General features: G+C 49.1%; 12 protein-coding genes and 3 tRNA genes. 11 read left to right on the top strand and 4 right to left on the bottom strand.

Going from position 1 to position 17,845, the window contains the following annotated elements:
* Positions 1-506 precede the first annotated feature (506 nt).
* On the top strand, positions 507-2,156 hold the full coding sequence (locus AABK39_RS04670; protein WP_338393749.1) for a carbon starvation CstA family protein: 1,650 nt from the start codon (positions 507-509) through the stop codon (positions 2,154-2,156).
* A gap of 757 nt (positions 2,157-2,913) precedes the next feature.
* Entirely contained in the window at positions 2,914-4,410 is a 1,497-nt protein-coding gene (locus tag AABK39_RS04665; protein WP_338391085.1) for an IS5 family transposase, read from the top strand.
* Positions 4,411-4,424: 14 nt separating this feature from the next.
* Here AABK39_RS04665 and AABK39_RS04660 read toward each other — a convergent pair whose 3' ends face one another.
* Positions 4,425-4,991, bottom strand: a complete 567-nt coding sequence (locus AABK39_RS04660; RefSeq protein WP_338393748.1) for a hypothetical protein — start codon at positions 4,989-4,991, stop codon at positions 4,425-4,427.
* A 98-nt stretch (positions 4,992-5,089) separates the two neighbouring features.
* Positions 5,090-7,222 (bottom strand): DNA helicase RecQ, encoded by a 2,133-nt coding sequence (gene recQ, locus AABK39_RS04655; protein ID WP_338393747.1) that lies wholly within the window; start codon positions 7,220-7,222, stop codon positions 5,090-5,092.
* A gap of 149 nt (positions 7,223-7,371) precedes the next feature.
* Here recQ and AABK39_RS04650 point away from each other — a divergent pair, with 149 nt between their 5' ends.
* Positions 7,372-8,277: an SMP-30/gluconolactonase/LRE family protein gene (locus AABK39_RS04650; RefSeq protein ID WP_338393746.1), complete on the top strand. Its 906-nt coding sequence runs from the start codon at positions 7,372-7,374 to the stop codon at positions 8,275-8,277.
* A 99-nt stretch (positions 8,278-8,376) separates the two neighbouring features.
* On the opposite strand, the gene AABK39_RS04645 is transcribed toward AABK39_RS04650, so the two are convergent.
* Entirely contained in the window at positions 8,377-10,617 is a 2,241-nt protein-coding gene (locus AABK39_RS04645) for a LamG-like jellyroll fold domain-containing protein (RefSeq protein WP_338393745.1), read from the bottom strand.
* Between the two features lie 597 nt (positions 10,618-11,214).
* Here AABK39_RS04645 and AABK39_RS04640 point away from each other — a divergent pair.
* The gene (locus AABK39_RS04640) at positions 11,215-12,783 is read left to right on the top strand and encodes a Gfo/Idh/MocA family protein (protein WP_338393744.1); all 1,569 of its coding nucleotides are present in this window, start codon (positions 11,215-11,217) and stop codon (positions 12,781-12,783) included.
* Positions 12,784-12,900: 117 nt separating this feature from the next.
* On the opposite strand, the gene AABK39_RS04635 is transcribed toward AABK39_RS04640, so the two are convergent.
* Complete coding sequence (locus AABK39_RS04635; protein ID WP_338393743.1) at positions 12,901-13,692, bottom strand: class I SAM-dependent methyltransferase; 792 nt, start codon at positions 13,690-13,692, stop codon at positions 12,901-12,903.
* 295 nt (positions 13,693-13,987) lie between these two features.
* On the opposite strand from AABK39_RS04635, the gene AABK39_RS04630 reads away from it, so the two are divergent.
* The 7 genes from AABK39_RS04630 to AABK39_RS04600 all read left to right on the top strand — a co-directional run bounded on the left by AABK39_RS04630 (position 13,988) and on the right by AABK39_RS04600 (position 17,650).
* Entirely contained in the window at positions 13,988-14,899 is a 912-nt protein-coding gene (locus AABK39_RS04630; RefSeq protein ID WP_338393742.1) for a cation diffusion facilitator family transporter, read from the top strand.
* Positions 14,900-14,985: 86 nt separating this feature from the next.
* Entirely contained in the window at positions 14,986-15,483 is a 498-nt protein-coding gene (locus AABK39_RS04625; protein WP_338393741.1) for an SRPBCC family protein, read from the top strand.
* 64 nt (positions 15,484-15,547) lie between these two features.
* Complete coding sequence (locus AABK39_RS04620; protein ID WP_338393740.1) at positions 15,548-16,519, top strand: polyprenyl synthetase family protein; 972 nt, start codon at positions 15,548-15,550, stop codon at positions 16,517-16,519.
* A gap of 55 nt (positions 16,520-16,574) precedes the next feature.
* Complete coding sequence (locus AABK39_RS04615; RefSeq protein ID WP_338393739.1) at positions 16,575-17,192, top strand: rhomboid family intramembrane serine protease; 618 nt, start codon at positions 16,575-16,577, stop codon at positions 17,190-17,192.
* A 131-nt stretch (positions 17,193-17,323) separates the two neighbouring features.
* Positions 17,324-17,400: transfer RNA gene (locus AABK39_RS04610), tRNA-Ala, on the top strand.
* A gap of 49 nt (positions 17,401-17,449) precedes the next feature.
* A tRNA-Ala gene (locus AABK39_RS04605) sits at positions 17,450-17,523 on the top strand.
* 53 nt (positions 17,524-17,576) lie between these two features.
* Positions 17,577-17,650: transfer RNA gene (locus AABK39_RS04600), tRNA-Ala, on the top strand.
* Positions 17,651-17,845 lie beyond the last annotated feature (195 nt).

Here is a 17,845-nt window from a genome sequence, read left to right as displayed (position 1 = left end):
TTATATGTATGGTATAAATGGGTGCGCCTTAATTTAAAACCAAGACGAAAAATATAATTCTTCAAAGCAAAAGAATCGGGCACGCCAACAGCACACACCAACAAAAGTCCCGGCAAAAGCCCCTTAGACCATCCGAAAAATCCTCAGAAACGGAATGCCTCTCAAAAAAATACGCAAGAGAAAACACTGTCCGTTCATATCCTACATCGCCTTATCTCGGCCCGAAAGACATAATTAATTTACACAATCCGAACGTAATCTAAGCCTCTTACACCGAATTATTCACGCATGGGTCCTGGCGCCTGACCAATAGCCCCCCTTTTGTAGCGGAAAAAACAAATCCGCCCCCCAAGCACCGAATCGAGTACCCCAAAGAGGGGTTAACGTTTGCCTTAACGAGACGGAAATTTCTAACGACAACGCTATCGGCGTTTTGAAATCTACCGTTCCGATTGGTATTCACAGGGCTATTGGACATCTTACGGCATTGACCAAAACAGAATATCATGGCTTATATTTTCTTAGGGGCCCTTTTGCTATTTTTTGCGGCCTACAAATTTTACGGCGGTTTTCTGGACAAGACTTTCGGCATTGACGACTCGTGTCCTACGCCCAGCCACAGCGACTATGACGGTGTGGACCGCGTACCCACCAAAAAGGGCGTTTTGCTCGGACACCACTTCGCCTCTATAGCCGGCGCCGGCCCTATCGTGGGGCCTATTATCGCGGGATTGGCCTTCGGTTGGCTACCCGCCTTGCTTTGGATTGTTCTGGGAACCATTTTTATCGGCGGCGTGCATGACTACACTTCCCTTATCGCCTCCGTAAGGCACAAAGCGAAGTCGGTGGCCGAGATCGTCCGTCTGTATATGTCGCCGTTCGCTTACCGTATGATGCTCGTGTTTATTTGGCTGGCTTTGGTATATATACTTATAGTGTTTGTGGATTTGACGGCCACAAGCTTCGCCAACAAAGGCGAGGTGGCTTCGGCTTCCGGAATGTTCGTGGCATTGGCCCTGATTTTTGGTTATCTGGTTTTCAGAAAAGGATTGCCTTCCGGCAAACTCTCCCTGATTTTCGTTCCTATACTTTTCGGCCTGTTCGCCCTAAGCTTCGTTATCCCGGCAGATTTGTCTGCGTTGGCCCAGGCCACCGGCATCAGCCCGAGGCAGTGGTGGAGCATCGGACTTCTGCTTTATTGCGTAGCTGCGTCGGTGTTGCCGGTTTGGGTTTTGCTCCAACCCCGCGATTACTTGTCGTCGTTTTTGCTCTACGCCGCCATGATCGGCGCTTTGGTGGGACTTTTCCTCGGAGGCTTCGAGCTTTCTTATCCCGCCTTTACCGATTGGTCTACCGTAGACCACGGCACGCTTTTCCCTATCCTGTTTATCACCATCGCGTGCGGCGCCTGTTCCGGCTTCCATTCTATCGTTTCGTCGGGCACAACATCCAAGCAATTGGATAAAGAAACCGACGCCCGGCCGGTAGGCTACGGAGCGATGCTGATCGAAGGGGCGCTTGCCGTAATCGCGTTGTTTACGGTGGCGATGCTCAGCCCTGGCAGCGAAATAGCCACCAAATCGCCGTTGGCCGTATACGGCGCCGGCATGGGGCGCTTCCTGAACACTGTCGGACTTCCCGTCGCTTGGGGCGAATCGTTCGGAATGCTGACTATCTCCACGTTCCTTTTGACTACGCTGGACACCTCCACGCGTTTGGCGCGTTACGTATTCGAAGAATTCTTCGGGCTGAAAGGCGGACTGTCAAAATACGTCGCAATCGGAGCCACTTTGGCCTTGCCGATCGCCTTCGTGTTTATGACTATGCAAGACGCCTCCGGCAATCCTATTCCGGTATGGAAAGCCATCTGGCCCGTATTCGGCGCCACAAACCAATTGTTGGCGGCTTTGGCTTTGCTCGTGGTTTACGTTTGGCTCAGAAAAACGGGCAAACCGTCTTGGTTCGTGGCCGGGCCATTGCTCTTTATGCTTACCATGACGCTCTGGGCGCTTACGCAATTGGTTTTGCAATCGGGCTTTACGCTAATCGGCATCGTATCGGCCGTACTGTTGATTTTGGCGATAGTGATGGTAATGGAAGCCGTGCGGGTAGTATTCTTAAAAGCGGTTCCCGAAGCCGAAACGGTGGACGCTTAGGGATAATGAAAGAATAAATCTATAGGGTCTTAGGTATCAGGTATTACGTATTAGGTACTGTCCCGATGAATGTCCTGAAGCCCTAAACAGGGAAATTATGCACTGCGACATAATTATGGGCATTTAAAAGGCGATATCCCGAGACCATAAACAACGTGCTTATAACCAGCTCCGGTGTTACTTTACTCACGTTTTAGTTTGCTTTCAGCGGTGTTCATGAACGCTATCGCTTGAGTTTTCAGATGAAAAAGTAACCAAAAAATCTCTCAAATACGGCTACAAATTTATCTTCCATCCAAAAGCATTACGGTTATGGAAGAAAAATAAAGGCCTGAAATTAGTTTTTTGGAACGCATTGGAATCAATAATAGTTCGATCTGTTGACACGAATAAAACAAGGATAAACTTATTCAGGCGCATATTCTTTAATTGTTCCTTAATAAAAAAACTGTGACTGATTATTGGACGGAGGCGCGCTTTTGTGTGTCTCCGTTTTTTTATAAAAATCCCTTATGTCAACGATGGTCAAGCGAATCCAAGTAAAGGGGTTCATCTTCTTCAAATTCGTAATCCTCAAAATCGGGAACCTCCAACTCAATGCTTTTCAACAGACTGTCCGACCTACTTAGGGTTTACTGAAAAAGTAAAAACCACAAGATTATCAGTGGATTAGGTAGCTTGTTTCCCTTTCCAAAGCACAGGGAATATTCGTAAATTGGCCTTAGAAAGGACTGAGAGCATTTTTTCCCTTGCACCTATGATCAAGACAAGTTCCTCGCAATTGAGTATAGAAGGTTTTTTGGACCCGGAAATAGGGCGCCTTAACCCGGAAAACAGATGGGTGAAGTTGGCCAACTCCATCCCCTGGGCGGAATTGGGTTTGGTCTACGAATCGAAAATGTCGACGGGCAAGGGCAGTCCGTGCAAACCGGCCCGGCTGGTCATCGGCGCGCTGATCGTGAAGCATAAGCTGAACGTTTCGGACGCCGAGGCGATAGAACAAATCAAAGAAAATCCGTATCTCCAGTATTTCGTGGGACTCGGCTCGTTCACCACGGAAAAGGCCTTTGACCCTTCGCTGTTCACGACGGTCCGCAAGCGGCTCGGGTACGGGGATTTTAACAGGATGAGTTCGCTTTTGCAACACGAGGGGATCCGTATTGCGGAGGGCGATCGGGATGAAGGGTCCAAAGACGGGCATTCCGGGGACGCCGAAGATGACAAGCGGGTTGTCTCCTGCGACGCGACGGTGGCGCCGCAAGAGATTCCATACCCCACGGACCTTGGGCTGTTGGCTACGGCGAGGGTGCAGTCGGAGAAAATCATCGACCTCCTTTGGCCCGTCGCCAGGGATTCCGGTTTATCCAAAAAGCCCCGGACTTACCGGGATAAAGCCCATAGGGAATATGTCGGGGCGACGAGAAAAAAGAGGAAAGGAGCCGAATTCTGGCGCGTGTGCGCACGCCGACAGCTGAATTATCTGGAACGGAACCTACGGCATATCGACAGCCTCATAGAGGCCAACAAGGGCGTTATACGCCTAAAAAGCAGGTTTTTGAAGATTCTGATGGTGCTTCACGAAATCGCCAGGCAACAGTCGCTCATGCTGGAGACCGGTGCCAACAGGGTGGACGGCCGCATCGTGAACGTCTTCCAGCCCCATGTCCGGCCGATAGTCCGGGGCAAAAACGGAAGCGACACCGAGTTCGGCGCCAAATTGTCCGTAAGCCTTCACGAAGGCTATTCCTATCTGGACAAGGCGCAATGGGACGCTTACTACGAGGGTGACGCGGAAGTGATCCGCGGGCACATCGACAGTTTCGGGGAGAGAAACCCGGAAATGAAGCTCGGCAAATTCGTCGGGGACAAGATTTACGGAAACAGGAACGCCCGGCAGACCATGTCCGGCGCGGGTGTGGAATTCGTGGGCTCCCCGTTGGGAAGGCCTCCCTCAAGTCCCGAAAAAATCAGGGAACGCAAGGAAAACCGGACGCTTCACCAACGGCACCGGAGCAGGGCGGAAGGAAAATTCGGGGAAGTGAAACGGGGACACGGATTGGACAAAATACAGGCAAGGAGAGCGGACACTTCGCTTTCATGGATCGCCTGCATTTTCTTCGTGGCCAACTTGAAAAGATTTCAGAGCGAAATCTTTTTTGACCTTGTTTTCTTGAGCTGGAAATACGGGATATGGCTTCAAGACGGCGAAAAGAAACAGGAAAAGACTGTCTGGCAAAATATCCTAGCTGGGTAGCCCTCTGGGCTTTTTCAGTAAACCCTACTTAAATCAGGCAATGATTCAATCTCGAAAAGGGTGATATTCAATGGCTGTGCCTCCCGCTTTTTCCGGTGAATGAAATCGTATTCCTTGATTATCAATCCCATCAAACGCTCAATCGAAGTCAATAGCTGATCGAGTTCCATCATAATATTTATCGAAGGCGATTTTTTCGAACCCAAATCAGAACGCAACCTACGTCTGACAACACTATCGCTTTCCATTGAATAGACCCAATAACATGATTTTAGCGGATAGCATCTCGTCCATTGCGTATCAGCATACGCCTCGGCCCTCAGGGGAACATAGAAAGACGCTTTCTCCGAATTCGTGAAGCGCCCTTTTCTTACATCAAATGGAATAAGGAACACAGGATTCTTCATTTTTGATTCGGCTTTCCAAAAGCGCTGTTGGAAAAGCTCAAAAGTCCGCACGCTGTCAATGGGCACCTTATAAGTACCGCTCATTGGAGCGTCAAAAGTTATCGGCTTAATATTGGAAGCGCAAGCGAAAAATATCAACGGAAAAATCAGCAAGAACACTCGAATCAAGCTCATAATCAGAACGTTTCCTGAAATATCATTTTTTGAAATGAAAAAACAAAGACGCCAAGCTCCCGCCCGGCGTCCCTGATTCCTTGAGCATCCGAATGCCTTCAACCCTCTTTCTCCAAAATAGCCTCCGCCATCCGGATTTGGGCGTATGAATACCTCTCGCCCAAAAAGTCAAACACCGGCTTATAGCCTTCCTCCACACCGACGGTTTCGAGGGCCTTACCGATATCGGCCCGTTGCTCGGGACTGACATATTGGGCCACGGGAACCGGATAATCTTCCGTATACAGATGCGTAAGATGACCGTAAACGGTGGCCACACCCAAATCGCGGTGCTCGGAAATCTGCTCGGGGCTCATTCCCGAACGGAACAACGCATATGTATAAAGCCGGGTGTGTAATGCCTTTTTCATATTCTGAGGCGGAATCGAGGCCACGGCCTCCGCTATTCCCATCAAAAAGGCCGGCCCGTATTCCTTCAGTTTGCTTTCGCCAACTCCTTTTATCTTTCCGAAATCTTCGGGAGTCAGCGGAATGCTGTTGGCCATTTCCAGCAAGGCCGTATCGTGGAATACAGTGTATGGCGGAATTCCCTTTTCGTCGGCCACGCTTTTGCGCAACGCCTTCAAACGGGCCATTATCTCTTCGCTGGCTTTCTCCGCCAAAGCGCCTTTTTCCTCGGCTTTCTTCTTTCTTGATGCCTTCGGCGATTTCTCTTCGTCTGTCAGTTTGTAAAGCTCCACGGGCGTTTGTCCTTTCAGAACTTCAACGCTTAGCGGCGTGAGCTTTAAGTGGTGATGATCGTCGTAAGCCACGTCCAGCATCCCCATATTCACAAGTTGCTGAAGGTAGATTATCCAATCCTGGCCGCTCACGTCTCGGCCTACTCCGTAAGTTTTGATTCTGTCCAAGCCTTTGCTTAACACCGCTTGATTTCTGGAACCTCTCAACACGTCGATGGCCAAACCCAAAGGCAATTTCTGGTCGGAACGTGCTACGGCCGAAAGCGCTTTCTGCGCCAATACCGTTCCGTCAAACCGTTCGCGCGGGTTTCGGCATACGTCGCAGTTTCCGCAGTCTTCGGTCAGATGTTCCCCGAAGTAGTTAAGCAGAATCTTTCGCCGGCAAATATGCGCTTCGGCGAACTGTTGCAAACGCTCAAGCTTGGCGGTTTGCAGTTCCCGGTGTTCCGGAGGCGTATCCTGCAACATCTGTTTCTGCATTATCACGTCGCCGGAAGTATAGAACAGCAGAGTCCCCGAATCGAGGCCGTCACGGCCGGCACGCCCGATTTCCTGATAATAGCTTTCGATGTTTTTTGGCAAATTATAATGAATTACCCAACGCACATTGGGTTTGTCGATTCCCATACCGAAAGCGATAGTGGCGCACACCACTTGGATATCGTCACGGAGGAATTCCCGCTGGGTTTCCGCCCTTATATCATGCGGAATATGAGCGTGGTAAGCTTTGGCTTTGATTCCCTGTTTACGCAGTTTTTCAGCCAAAGCCTCCGTAGATTTCCTGCTGAGACAATATACGATTCCCGGCTCATCGGGCCTCAGTTTTATATACTCCGTAATATATTCGACCCTCTTTCGCGCCGGCTTTACATTAAGGCTAAGGTTCGGCCTATCGAACGACGATATAAAAGTCCGGGCATCGGCCAGGTTAAGCTGCTTTACGATATCCTTTCTGGTGATCTTATCGGCGGTAGCAGTCAAAGCGATTACGGGCACTTCGGGAAAATGCTGTTTGAGAAAACCGAGCTTGGTGTATTCGGGCCGGAAATCATGCCCCCAAAACGAAACGCAATGCGCTTCGTCAATGGCGAAAAGACTGATTTTTATCCTTTTCATAAAATCATAAAAAGGACGGGTCAGAAGCTTTTCCGGCGAAACGTAAAGAAGCTTCAGCTTCCCCTCTTCGCAAGCCTTTTGTATATTAAAATGATCCTGAGCGCTTTGGCTACTATTAATATATCCGGCCGCCACGCCGTTTGCCCGGAGTCCTGTCACTTGGTCCTGCATCAAGGCGATCAGCGGTGAAACCACTATGGCCACGCCCTCTTTCATCAATGCCGGCATCTGAAAACACAGCGACTTTCCCCCGCCCGTAGGCATCAGCACCAGAGAGTCCCGGTTGTCCATTACCGTATTGATAATTTCTTCCTGCAACGGACGGAAACTGTCGTATCCGTAATACTTTTTGAGTAGGCTAAGGGCTTGGCTCATCTTTTCGTTCTGATTTAATGTCGCAATATCCGAAATAATCGGTTCATTTTTGTGCCGGATGGTCTTCAAAACGGTTAGGTAAAAGTTTGGACGTCTTTCTTTTTCAAAAAAATAAAGACCTAATGCCTGAACCAACACGAAATACAGACATGAAAAAGACCTGGATATTGGCCCTCGGACTGGCGGGAACGCTGTGGGCCTGCTCCGAAAGCTCCTCCGACACGCTACCCCGCTCCACAGATTTTACGGGTCCGGTATTCACCCAAGGCGCCGAAGGCCCCGCCGTCCGTTCCGACGGCGTTCTGTTTTCGCTCAATTTCGAAAAATCCGGTACAGTAGGCCAAGTGGACGACAAAGGCAACGTAAGCCTTTTCCTCCAACTGCCGGGAGACTCGCACGGCAACGGCACCCGCTTCGACTCCAAAGGCAATATGCTGATCGCCGACCAACCCGGCCACAGAATCCTGAAAGTGGACGCAAACACCAAAGACGTCTCTGTATACGCCGAATTCGGCGGGCCGAACGAGCCCAACGATATCGCCATAATGGACAACGACATCATTTTCGTGGCGGATCCGTTTTTCCAAGCTGGCACAGGCCGTCTCTGGCGAGTACTTACTGACGGCACCGTAAAGCTGATGGACGAAGAACTGGACGCCGTGAACGGAATAGAGGTAAGCCCCGACAACCGAACACTGTACGTAAACACGACAAACACCCGAAAGCTCCTGGCTTACGACTTGGACGAAAACGGGAACTTGAGCAACAAACGCTTGCTCCTAACCTTCCCTGATTATGCGCTTGACGGCATGCGTTGTGACGAAGACGGCCATCTGTGGATAGCCCGCTGGGAAAAAGGAACCGTGGTTTACGTATCACCCAACGGATTGATCATAAAAGAAGTAAGAACGACCGGAAAACGGCCCTCAAACGTAGCTTTTGGAGGGAAAGACGGCAAAACGCTGTTTATAACAGAACAGGAAAGGGGTGTGATCGAACAATTCAGAGTGGATGTGCCCGGCAGGAATTTCAAACTTTCCCAGCAGAGGCAATAGAGAAAGGGTATTTAGTATTAGGTATCAGGTATCTGGCACAAACGCAGGACTGAATACCTAAGACCTGATACTTAATACCTAAGACTTGATACCAAACAGTCACAGAAAATCAGCGAATTCGCCTTCAAACTCCTCGGAATACAAATCTTCGTATTCCTGCTCGAAGCGCTCGTAAGCGTGTTTGGCCAGACTGTGCTTTCCTTCGGCGTTCAGCGCCTTGATCTTTAAGTGAAGCGCCTGTTCGTTTACCGGATCTATCAGGAAAATAATCTCCGCAAGCTGTCTTTGCAGCCTTGTTTCCTTCGGTCCCAAACTGTCGGAAATCCGCATACAGAAATCCAACACCAAGTCGTTCAGGGTCTCGATATGATGGTCAAGCCAAGGAGCGTTCAGGTTAGGGACCAAACGTCCTTTTTCCAGATTTTCCAACAACAAAGGCAGTCGCTCAATCGCCAATTGCGGATTGTCACGGCTATCGTGAAACGTATCCGAAACCAGCTTATAATCGCACATATACGGGCTATTGACCCTCACCCGCCACAGCTTATGGGCGTATTCCACTTCGGCCCCGTCCACATCGGCCAAGGCTTTTTTCAGCTTTTGGATATTGGTGCCACGGGTGTTTTTGGCGCTTTTGATATCGTATTCCGGCCAGAGCGTTTCGGTCAGTTTCTTGGTAGAAACCCCATCCCTTTCGTGAATCAGAAGAAGAATCAACAACTGACGGATTTTTGGAGAAAAACGCTTGGTAACGTCCTCGCTCTTGTTGTTTTTGACTTTGAAACGGCCAAACAGCTGAATCTGAGACGGATTTTCCTCTTTCTTAGGCTCAGGCTTCCGAACCGGAACGCTAACCGTTGGCGTTACCGGTGATCTTGATACATCAGGAACCGAAAATTGCTGGGCCGATTTCTTTTTGCGATAATATATTCCGGCTCCAATCAACGCCACAAACAAAGTCATGAGTGCAAAGCCGTATTTTTTCAAAGTGGCCGAGACATCGGTACGGGACACAAACTCCGGGATTTTCGAGACTTCCTCTTCGCTAAGCTCGCGCTTCCAAACCAACACATCGTTGATTTTTCCACCAAAGAACTCATCCCACAAATCACTGCCAATCATCACCTTGTACTCGTTCTTCGGTACAGGCCCGATTTCCCTAGTCCCGATCAACTCGCCGTCAACATAAGCTTTGGCGTATCGATTCGCCACACAAACCAGCGTCAAGCGGTACCATTTGTTTACGGACAGATCATAATTAAATATATAATCACTTTGCCCCACAACGGTCAAAGTCGGTTTGTTCCCAACCAGCTTTATAACAAAAGAAACGCCCTTGCCCAATATGCTTCTGCTGGATTCAGCATGCGTTCGGTTGGTTGCGTCGACGTAGTTTGTAATGCTTACCATCGCCGATACCGTAAACACACTATCGATCAAATCGATAGAGCTTGCGCCACAGTCGGTATAACTCGAAGATCCGTCATAAAGAAATGCTTTCGGATCCTCCAAGTTATGGTGCGACGGATCATCATGTTCCGGATTTTTCACTTTCGCAGTCCCCGTAGCCAACCAATGGGCCTGTAGGTCGTCTTCCAATGTCAGCGGTATCGCCTTAAATATCTTTTCGGTCTTCCTGTTACGCCCGTTGAAACGCATAATGTCGGGAGAAAACCTGAAACCGGCCTTGTGCGGACTCATCTGCGGATCGGAAATTCCGCGTGTGGGATAACTGAATCTCCCCTGGGTCACCAAGTCCGGAAATTCCATCCAAGTCACATCCCCGAGCGCCTCGCCATCTTCGAACTGTACTATTCCTCGCACTCTAGGCGCCTCGTTTACGGCACGTACCAAAGCTACCGCTTCTTCGATATTTTCCAAATCGGCGACTACCCAGTACGGAGGCGCCCCGTTTCGTTTCCAAATACCGACGCACTGCTTATACAAAGGGCCAGTAGGAACGGAAAAATCAGGATTCCAAACCGCCAAGCCCGAACTCCCCAAGGCGTAAACGCTTGTTTGATCCTTTGTAAAGAGCGTTCCGGCAAAGTTCTCTTCGGCCATATCCTGAGCCGTTTTCTTGGAAACGACAAGTGTCACAGCCGAATCCGCCAATAACGACCTTATAATTTTATCCGGCAAGCCCAGCCCTTCCAAAGACATTGACTTTATTCCCAAATCCAAAACGGCGTCTTTGCCCTCATTAAACTCGGCGACAGAAACAGGACGCCAAAGAACGGACGTTTTCGTCGCAAATTGACCTTTTTGGGCAAAACCGACAACGACCGAAAGAAGGATCAGGGCTATTGTGTATATATATGTGCGTCGAAGTATACTCACCTCTTCTCAATTTTCGATTCTTTCCGCCTCTTGAAAAAATTCAAAACAGAACCCTCAGCGGTTCACCTCCTTATGAGGCCTGTTTTTCTTTACAAGATTACCAATATGTTTAAATTTAGCTAAAAAACAGATTAGGTGAAAGGTGTTTTTCAGGAAAAAAAATGACTGTTACCCCTAGCGTTACCCCTATTTTTACCCCACAAGTATGTTCCTTGCCACCGTTGGCTGAGAGGCAGTCCAAGTTTAGGATAACCGACCGAAATCATCGTCCAAAGCTTGGGCATAACGGGGAAACAATGGAAAAGGCCCTGAAGTTGGTTTGAAAAAACATTTATTTTTCTTAGAAAGATTATACTTCCCTTTTCCAGTCGCCAACTTCCCCCCAACCGCAGAAATCCTTATATGACGCGATAGAAAAGCCTCGGCACGCCGAAACGCGGCGAGCCGGGCTTTCATTTCTTTCCGCAAAGGGCTTTGGCCTTCGGCCAGCTGTGGAAAAGACACAAACTTGGATTTTCGAGAGATGTTCCGGACCGCTTTTTCGTCCGGAGAAGGAGCGCCGCGACCCCGCGGCCGTGATACACACATATTGGAGCAATGGACAAGGATCAAGACAGCAAAAAGAAGATCAAAAGACGGAACATACTGAAGGGTATGGTGGCCGCTCCGGTTATCGGTTTGGCCGCGTGGGAGCTAGACTATTTTTTCAGAAGAAGGAAAAACAAAAAAAAGGGAGGCATCGCTTTCCAGTTTTCGGAAGACAACAAAACCCACGTCGACCGTAGCGAGACTATAAACGTCGGGATTATCGGCGCGGGCACAAGGGGCTCACAACTTATGGCGGCCTTAGGTTTTGTTTCGCCAAAGCATATTGACGGATTAAAGAAACGCAAAGAGAAAAATCCGGACGACAAAGCGTACCAGAACTTTCTGGACCAGCCGGATTTGGGCATCCGCATCACGGCCGTCTGCGATATTTTTGACGTTAGGGCAAAAGCTGCCATCGAGGCGGGCGCAAACCTATACAGAGAAGGAACTGGCGGAAAAATGGCCGACAAGCCGAGGCGCCACCGTACTTACACCAACCTGTTGGACGACCCGAAAGTGGACGCCGTGGTAATCGCCACGCCGGACCACTGGCATGGCACCATGGCTATCGAAGCCACCAAACGCGGCAAGCACGTATACGTGGAGAAGCCGGTAACTTGGCGCTTGGACGAAACTTACGAAGTAAGAAAAACGGTTAAAGAAAGCGGCATCGTGTTCCAGCTAGGGCACCAAAACCGCCAGATCGACAGCTATCGTCGTTGTAAGGAACTGGTCGGCAAGGGAGCTTTGGGCAAGGTCAACCTTGTGGAGACCACCACCAACCGGAATTCGCCGAACGGAGCGTGGGTTTACAAAATCCACCCGAAAGCGAACGAGAGCACAATCGACTGGAAACAGTTTATAGGGCCGGCTCCGGCACACGCCTTCAGCAAAGAGCGCTTTTTCCGCTGGCGTTGCTGGTGGGACTACAGCACCGGCCTGATCGGCGACCTTTTCACCCACGAATATGACGTTGTAAACCAAGTTTTGGGAGTAGGCATTCCTACTTCGGCCACGGCTTCGGGTGGAATCTACCATTTCAAAGACGGGCGTACCGTACCGGACGTTCTTCAAATAGCCTTGGAGTTCGGCGACGATGACTTAACGATGCTTTACAGTGCATCGCAGGCCAACAGCCATAACCGCGGGAAGGTGTTTATGGGCACAGACGCCACGGTCAACCTTGGCAGAAGTTTGGAATTCTTTGTAGACAGGAATTCGAAAATCTATAAGGAGAAGCTGAAAAAAGGCACCGTAAAATCTAACGAGCCCGCCTATATCTTCGACCCGTCAAAAGGCATCGACGGCACTACATCGGCTACAGAACGATACTTTGCCGAACGCGGTTTACTGAACACCACCCGCAAGGGCCGTAGCTTCTCGACTTCGTTCCTACACTTGGAAGAATGGCTCGACGCCGTCCGAACCAAGACACAACCAAGTTGCAATATCGACCGGGCGTTCGAAGAAGGCATCGCTACGCATATGGCTACGATTGCCTACAAAGAAAAGCGTACGGTATACTGGGACAAGAAGAACGAAAAAGTAGTGACGGAGAACGGAGACGAAATCTCCTGATATCAAATAATTTTTTAGACCATACGAAAACCTCTTTTTGAAAACAAAAGCCCGTAAGCGTTTGCTACCGGGCTTTCGTTTTTCGCATTAATAAGCACCTTATCGGCAACCTATTCATTAACTTTTCTCAGCCACCAAAGCATAAACCATCGGCAACTTTCCTTCGAAGCCTTTTATCTGATACCCATTTTCGGTTTTTACAGTATTCTTGAAGCAGTCGTAAGGCGAATAGTCAAATTCCAAGAATTCGTTTATCGACAAACCCTTCGACAACAACGCTCCCATCACATCCGACAAAGCGTGATTCCAGACATGAAAAGTCGTTTCGCCCATTCCCTCGTCGCCGTCCGTGTAGGTTTCCGTTGAGGTCTCCACGATTGGAGCGACATTGAAATACGGGTAAGTTACTTCTTTGAAATAATCGTCGAACATCCAGACTACCGGGTGGAATTCGGCCATTACAAACCTTCCGCCAGGCTTCAGGTATTTGGCGATCAGATTGCCCCAAGTTTTCAATTCCGGAAGCCACCCGATAGTCCCGTAGCTTGTAAATACGATATCGAAATCACCTTGAAGGTGGTTTTCCAAGTCAAAAACATCGCAACAAACAAACTTTGCGTCCAGATCCAGCTCCGAAGCGAGAGCACGAGCTTTGGCTATCGCAACATCGGAAAGGTCCACTCCCGTGACTTTGGCGCCCCTACGGGCCATCGAAAGAGTGTCCTGACCGAAATGACATTGGAGGTGTAAAACCTTCTTGCCTTTCAGGTCTCCCAAAAGATCCAGTTCGATAGGCTTGAGCGAGCAAGCCCCTCCCATAAACGAGGGAATATCGTAAAATTCAGAGTTAACATGCACTTCGGTTCTGGCGTTCCAAAGCGACTTGTTTTCTTCTATATACTTTTCCATACCAATTCATTATCATTTGCATTTACCAAAGTCGGAAATAATTCTCATAAAATTTATATATGGATTATTTTTTTAACTATTAAAGGATAACCACAAACCTAAAGATCCCATTTCACTCCACAATAGGATAAAGACACATCCGTTTTAACATTTTTTTTAGACTAGCCTCGAAATCCCGGCAACTAATTCCGGAACGATGCGGACAACTCCACCTAACAGATGCTTTTAGGGTATTTTGAAGCGTTGGCGCATTAAAATCCACAAGTTATATTCGTAGAAATCAAGCATCTAACCCATGCCCGTAAGCAAAATTCAAAGCACCATTCTGTGGGTAATCGTCCTGAACGTTGCGATATCCTTAGCCCAAGTCGTCGGAGGATTCATGTCGTCGTCAGGCGCTTTGCTCTCCGACGCCGCGCACAATTTCAGCGACGTGGTGGCGCTTTTGGCCTGCTGGTGGGCTTTAGGGCTTAGCGGGCGCGAAACCTCCAAACACCGCACTTTCGGTTACAGACGAGCCGAGACTTTGGCCGCATTCGCAAACGGGTTGGGCCTGCTCGTGATGGCCGCATTTCTGCTTTTCCAAGGAATCTCAAGCATCATTCGTCCCGTCCTGATTTCCAATACAAACTCGGTTATCGGCTTGGCCATTGCCAGCCTAATCGTCAACGCCTTGTCGGCTTGGTTGCTCCGCGCGCCATCGCGTACCAGCCTTAATACCAAAGCCGCTTACGTCCACCTCTTTTCTGATATGCTGACTTCCGTTGCGGTTTTGGTCGATGGCGTTTTGATGAAACATACCGGCGCTTTTTGGATCGACGGACTCCTTACGGCTTTGATTTCTATTTATTTGGGTAAAGTAAGCCTGAAGCTACTGAAAGAAAGCACTTCGGTTCTGATGCATTTCACGCCCGCCGGCGTAGACATCGAATCAATCAAAAACAGTATCGACGACATTCCGGAAGTGGATAACGTCCACCATATCCATGTGTGGAAACTCAGTGATTCCGAAGTTCATCTGGAAGCGCACGTGGAATACCGTTCGGATTTGAGTCTTAGCGAATCAGGCCGTGTTTTGGCCGGAATCAAAAAGTTATTGGCGAATAATTTCGGCATCACTCACTGTACTTTCCAACAAGAATACGGAGTGAAAGGCGAATCCAAAGCTGTAGTCTTCCGCCTAAACGACATCAGCTTACCGGCTTGACAAAACCGGAAAGGTGTTTTTACGTTGGCAATATCAAACCACTCTCTTTATATCCAGGTTATTGAATTCCGCCAATTGACCGAACCATGCTAAAATTCAGCGACCACTCCGGCATTCACAGCATCAAGGCTTTCCAAAAACTACCGATCAGCAAAGAGGAAGCTTGGCAATTTTTGTCCGATCCCAGAAACCTGAACAAGATCGTTCCGCCCGAAATGGATTTCAGAATCACTTCAGAAACGGAAGGTGACGAGATCTTTCCGGGCCAAATCATCACCTACACGGTAAAGCCCGTGCCGGGATTCAGGAGCAATTGGGTTACGGAAATCACGCAAGTGGATCCCGAACGTTATTTTATCGACGAACAACGCCACGGTCCATACGCCATGTGGCATCACGAGCATTGGGTAAAGGAAATTCCCGGAGGTACGGCCATGTTTGATCACGTCTCTTACAAACTGCCCTTGGGTATATTGGGCAACTGGCTTGAGCCTCTAGTGGCCAGAAAGCGCCTAAGGCTGATTTTTGAATACCGGTTTCAGAAACTCGAAGAGATTTTCGGGCCGTTCAAAGACCCTTCATAAAGCTTTGCCATCCACTTACCTTTAAGGTCTGTGTCCGTCGCCGTTTTTTTTCTATCTTCACGCCATGGACACAAAAAAATGCATCGAGGAAATCAACGAAGCCATCGAAGCCACGCGATTCGGCGAAAACCCCGTTGAGCTCTACGAACCTATCCGCTATATAATGAAACTGGGAGGCAAACGCCTGCGTCCTTTGACTGCCTTGCTCGCTTACTCCCTTTTCAAAGACGATTACAAAACCGCTCTCCGTCCGGCATTGGGCGTTGAGGTTTTCCATAATTTCACACTGGTTCATGACGATATCATGGACAACGCTCCGCTACGCCGGGGCAAAGCCACTATCCACGAAAAGTGGGACCAAAACGTAGCCATTCTCTCCGGCGACGTGATGATGATCCGCGTCTATAACTTTTTCCTCGAAACGGCTCCCGACCTGATGCCCCGAGTTATCCGAAGCTTCAACGACATGGCCGTAGAAGTGTGTGAAGGGCAGCAGAAGGACATGAACTTCGAGTCGAGAGACGATGTGAGCGCCGAGGAATACATTGATATGATTCGCCAGAAGACGGCCGTTTTGCTCGGGTTCTGCGCCGAATTGGGCGCCACTTTGGCTTACGCCGACGAGAAAGACATCCAGCTTCTGCAGGAATTCGGCGTAAAAGCCGGCCTTGGCTTCCAGATCAAAGACGACCTACTGGACGTCTACGGCGACGCCACGAAATTCGGCAAAAAAGTGGGTGGCGATATCGTGGAAAACAAAAAAACATACCTGCTGATCAAAGCGCTGGAAACTGCCCAAGGCGAAGACGCCGAGGAACTCCGCCGTTGGGTTTCGGCCACGGAATTCGACGAGACGGAAAAAGTCAAGGCCGTAACCGCAATCTACGACAGGCTGGGCGTGCGTGAAGCCACCGAAAAGCTGATGAACGACTATTTCGCCGAATCGCTTGAAGCATTCGACCGCATATCCGTTGCTAAAGAAAAGGGCGCGACCTTCCGGGCTTTCGCCGAAAACCTGATCAACAGGGACAGATAACGAAAACCGGGTTAGCCAAGCCCGGTTTTATTTTTAAATCAGCAACTCCATTCGTATGAGCATAACCGTCATATTGATAATCATTACCGTAGCCACTTCTTTTTTGGCCTGGAACAAGCCGGAATATATGTACAAGTGGATAATGAACCCGTACCAAATCTGGCACCGCAACCAATGGCACCGCATGCTGACCTCGGGTTTTATCCACGGAGACCAGATGCACCTGCTGTTCAATATGTTTACCTTCTATTTCTTCGGGAGGTTTGCCGAAAATATTTTACAGCACACTTACGGTTCTTCCACCGGTACTATTCTCTTCCTGTGCCTGTACCTTGGCGGGATAATCTTTGCGGATATCCCCACACTCTACAAGCATAAAGACAACGCCAGATACAACGCCTTGGGCGCTTCGGGCGGAGTTTCGTCGGTGCTTTTCACCTTCGTATTGGTTCAGCCTTTCGGCGAAATTTGCCTTTACGGTTTCCTTTGCTTGCCAGCCGTGGCTTGGGGAGCGGTATACTTGGCCTACACCTACTACGCCGGCAAAAGAAACGCCGACAACGTAAACCACGACGCCCACCTTTGGGGAGCGGTGTTCGGAATCCTGTTCACAATTTTCGTGATTCCCGGCTCACTCGAACGATTCTTCAGCCAGCTTTTGTCCATTTTCTAATAAAAAAATCAGGCTCCGTACGAGTTAAAAACCAGTCTCTTAACCCGTACGGAGGCTTTTTTAGCGAAAAAAGTGTTTCGGAAAATTTGCGAATCCGGCCACATACCTTACCTTTGCATAGCAATTGAGACGGGGGATTAGCTCAGCTGGCTAGAGCGCTTCGCTGGCAGCGAAGAGGTCATCGGTTCGAATCCGATATTCTCCACCAAAACAAGCGTAGCGATACGCTTTTTTGCTCTAAAAGAAATTTCAATTGCGGGGGATTAGCTCAGCTGGCTAGAGCGCTTGCTTGGCACGCAAGAGGTCATCGGTTCGAATCCGATATTCTCCACAAGCTCCGGAAAACGATCCGGGATATGCCAAATAAACATTACGATTGACGAAGGGGGATTAGCTCAGCTGGCTAGAGCGCTTCGCTGGCAGCGAAGAGGTCATCGGTTCGAATCCGATATTCTCCACAATCACCCAAAGCGAGACCATTACGGTTTCGCTTTTTTTGTTTTTAGGGGTGATGAAAGAAGAAGCTTTTTGTTTTTTAGTCTTAGGTATTAGGTCTTAAGTATTAGGTATTGTACCGATGAATAAGGCGTCGCCCTGAGACCGAAATACGAGGATTATTCTTTAACCGCCTCTAAAGGGATGGGACTCTCAAT

Source organism: Fulvitalea axinellae, assembly GCF_036492835.1.
Classification (GTDB): domain Bacteria; phylum Bacteroidota; class Bacteroidia; order Cytophagales; family Cyclobacteriaceae; genus Fulvitalea; species Fulvitalea axinellae.
This window is presented reverse-complemented; position numbering and strand designations above follow the sequence as displayed.

Coding starts and splice junctions, on each gene's coding strand:
- AABK39_RS04670 (WP_338393749.1), top strand. CDS start 507: ATGGCTTATATTTTCTTAGGGGCCCTTTTGCTATTTTTTGCGGCCTAC.
- AABK39_RS04665 (WP_338391085.1), top strand. CDS start 2,914: ATGATCAAGACAAGTTCCTCGCAATTGAGTATAGAAGGTTTTTTGGAC.
- AABK39_RS04660 (WP_338393748.1), bottom strand. CDS start 4,991: ATGAGCTTGATTCGAGTGTTCTTGCTGATTTTTCCGTTGATATTTTTC.
- recQ (WP_338393747.1), bottom strand. CDS start 7,222: ATGAGCCAAGCCCTTAGCCTACTCAAAAAGTATTACGGATACGACAGT.
- AABK39_RS04650 (WP_338393746.1), top strand. CDS start 7,372: ATGAAAAAGACCTGGATATTGGCCCTCGGACTGGCGGGAACGCTGTGG.
- AABK39_RS04640 (WP_338393744.1), top strand. CDS start 11,215: ATGGACAAGGATCAAGACAGCAAAAAGAAGATCAAAAGACGGAACATA.
- AABK39_RS04635 (WP_338393743.1), bottom strand. CDS start 13,692: ATGGAAAAGTATATAGAAGAAAACAAGTCGCTTTGGAACGCCAGAACC.
- AABK39_RS04630 (WP_338393742.1), top strand. CDS start 13,988: ATGCCCGTAAGCAAAATTCAAAGCACCATTCTGTGGGTAATCGTCCTG.
- AABK39_RS04625 (WP_338393741.1), top strand. CDS start 14,986: ATGCTAAAATTCAGCGACCACTCCGGCATTCACAGCATCAAGGCTTTC.
- AABK39_RS04620 (WP_338393740.1), top strand. CDS start 15,548: ATGGACACAAAAAAATGCATCGAGGAAATCAACGAAGCCATCGAAGCC.
- AABK39_RS04615 (WP_338393739.1), top strand. CDS start 16,575: ATGAGCATAACCGTCATATTGATAATCATTACCGTAGCCACTTCTTTT.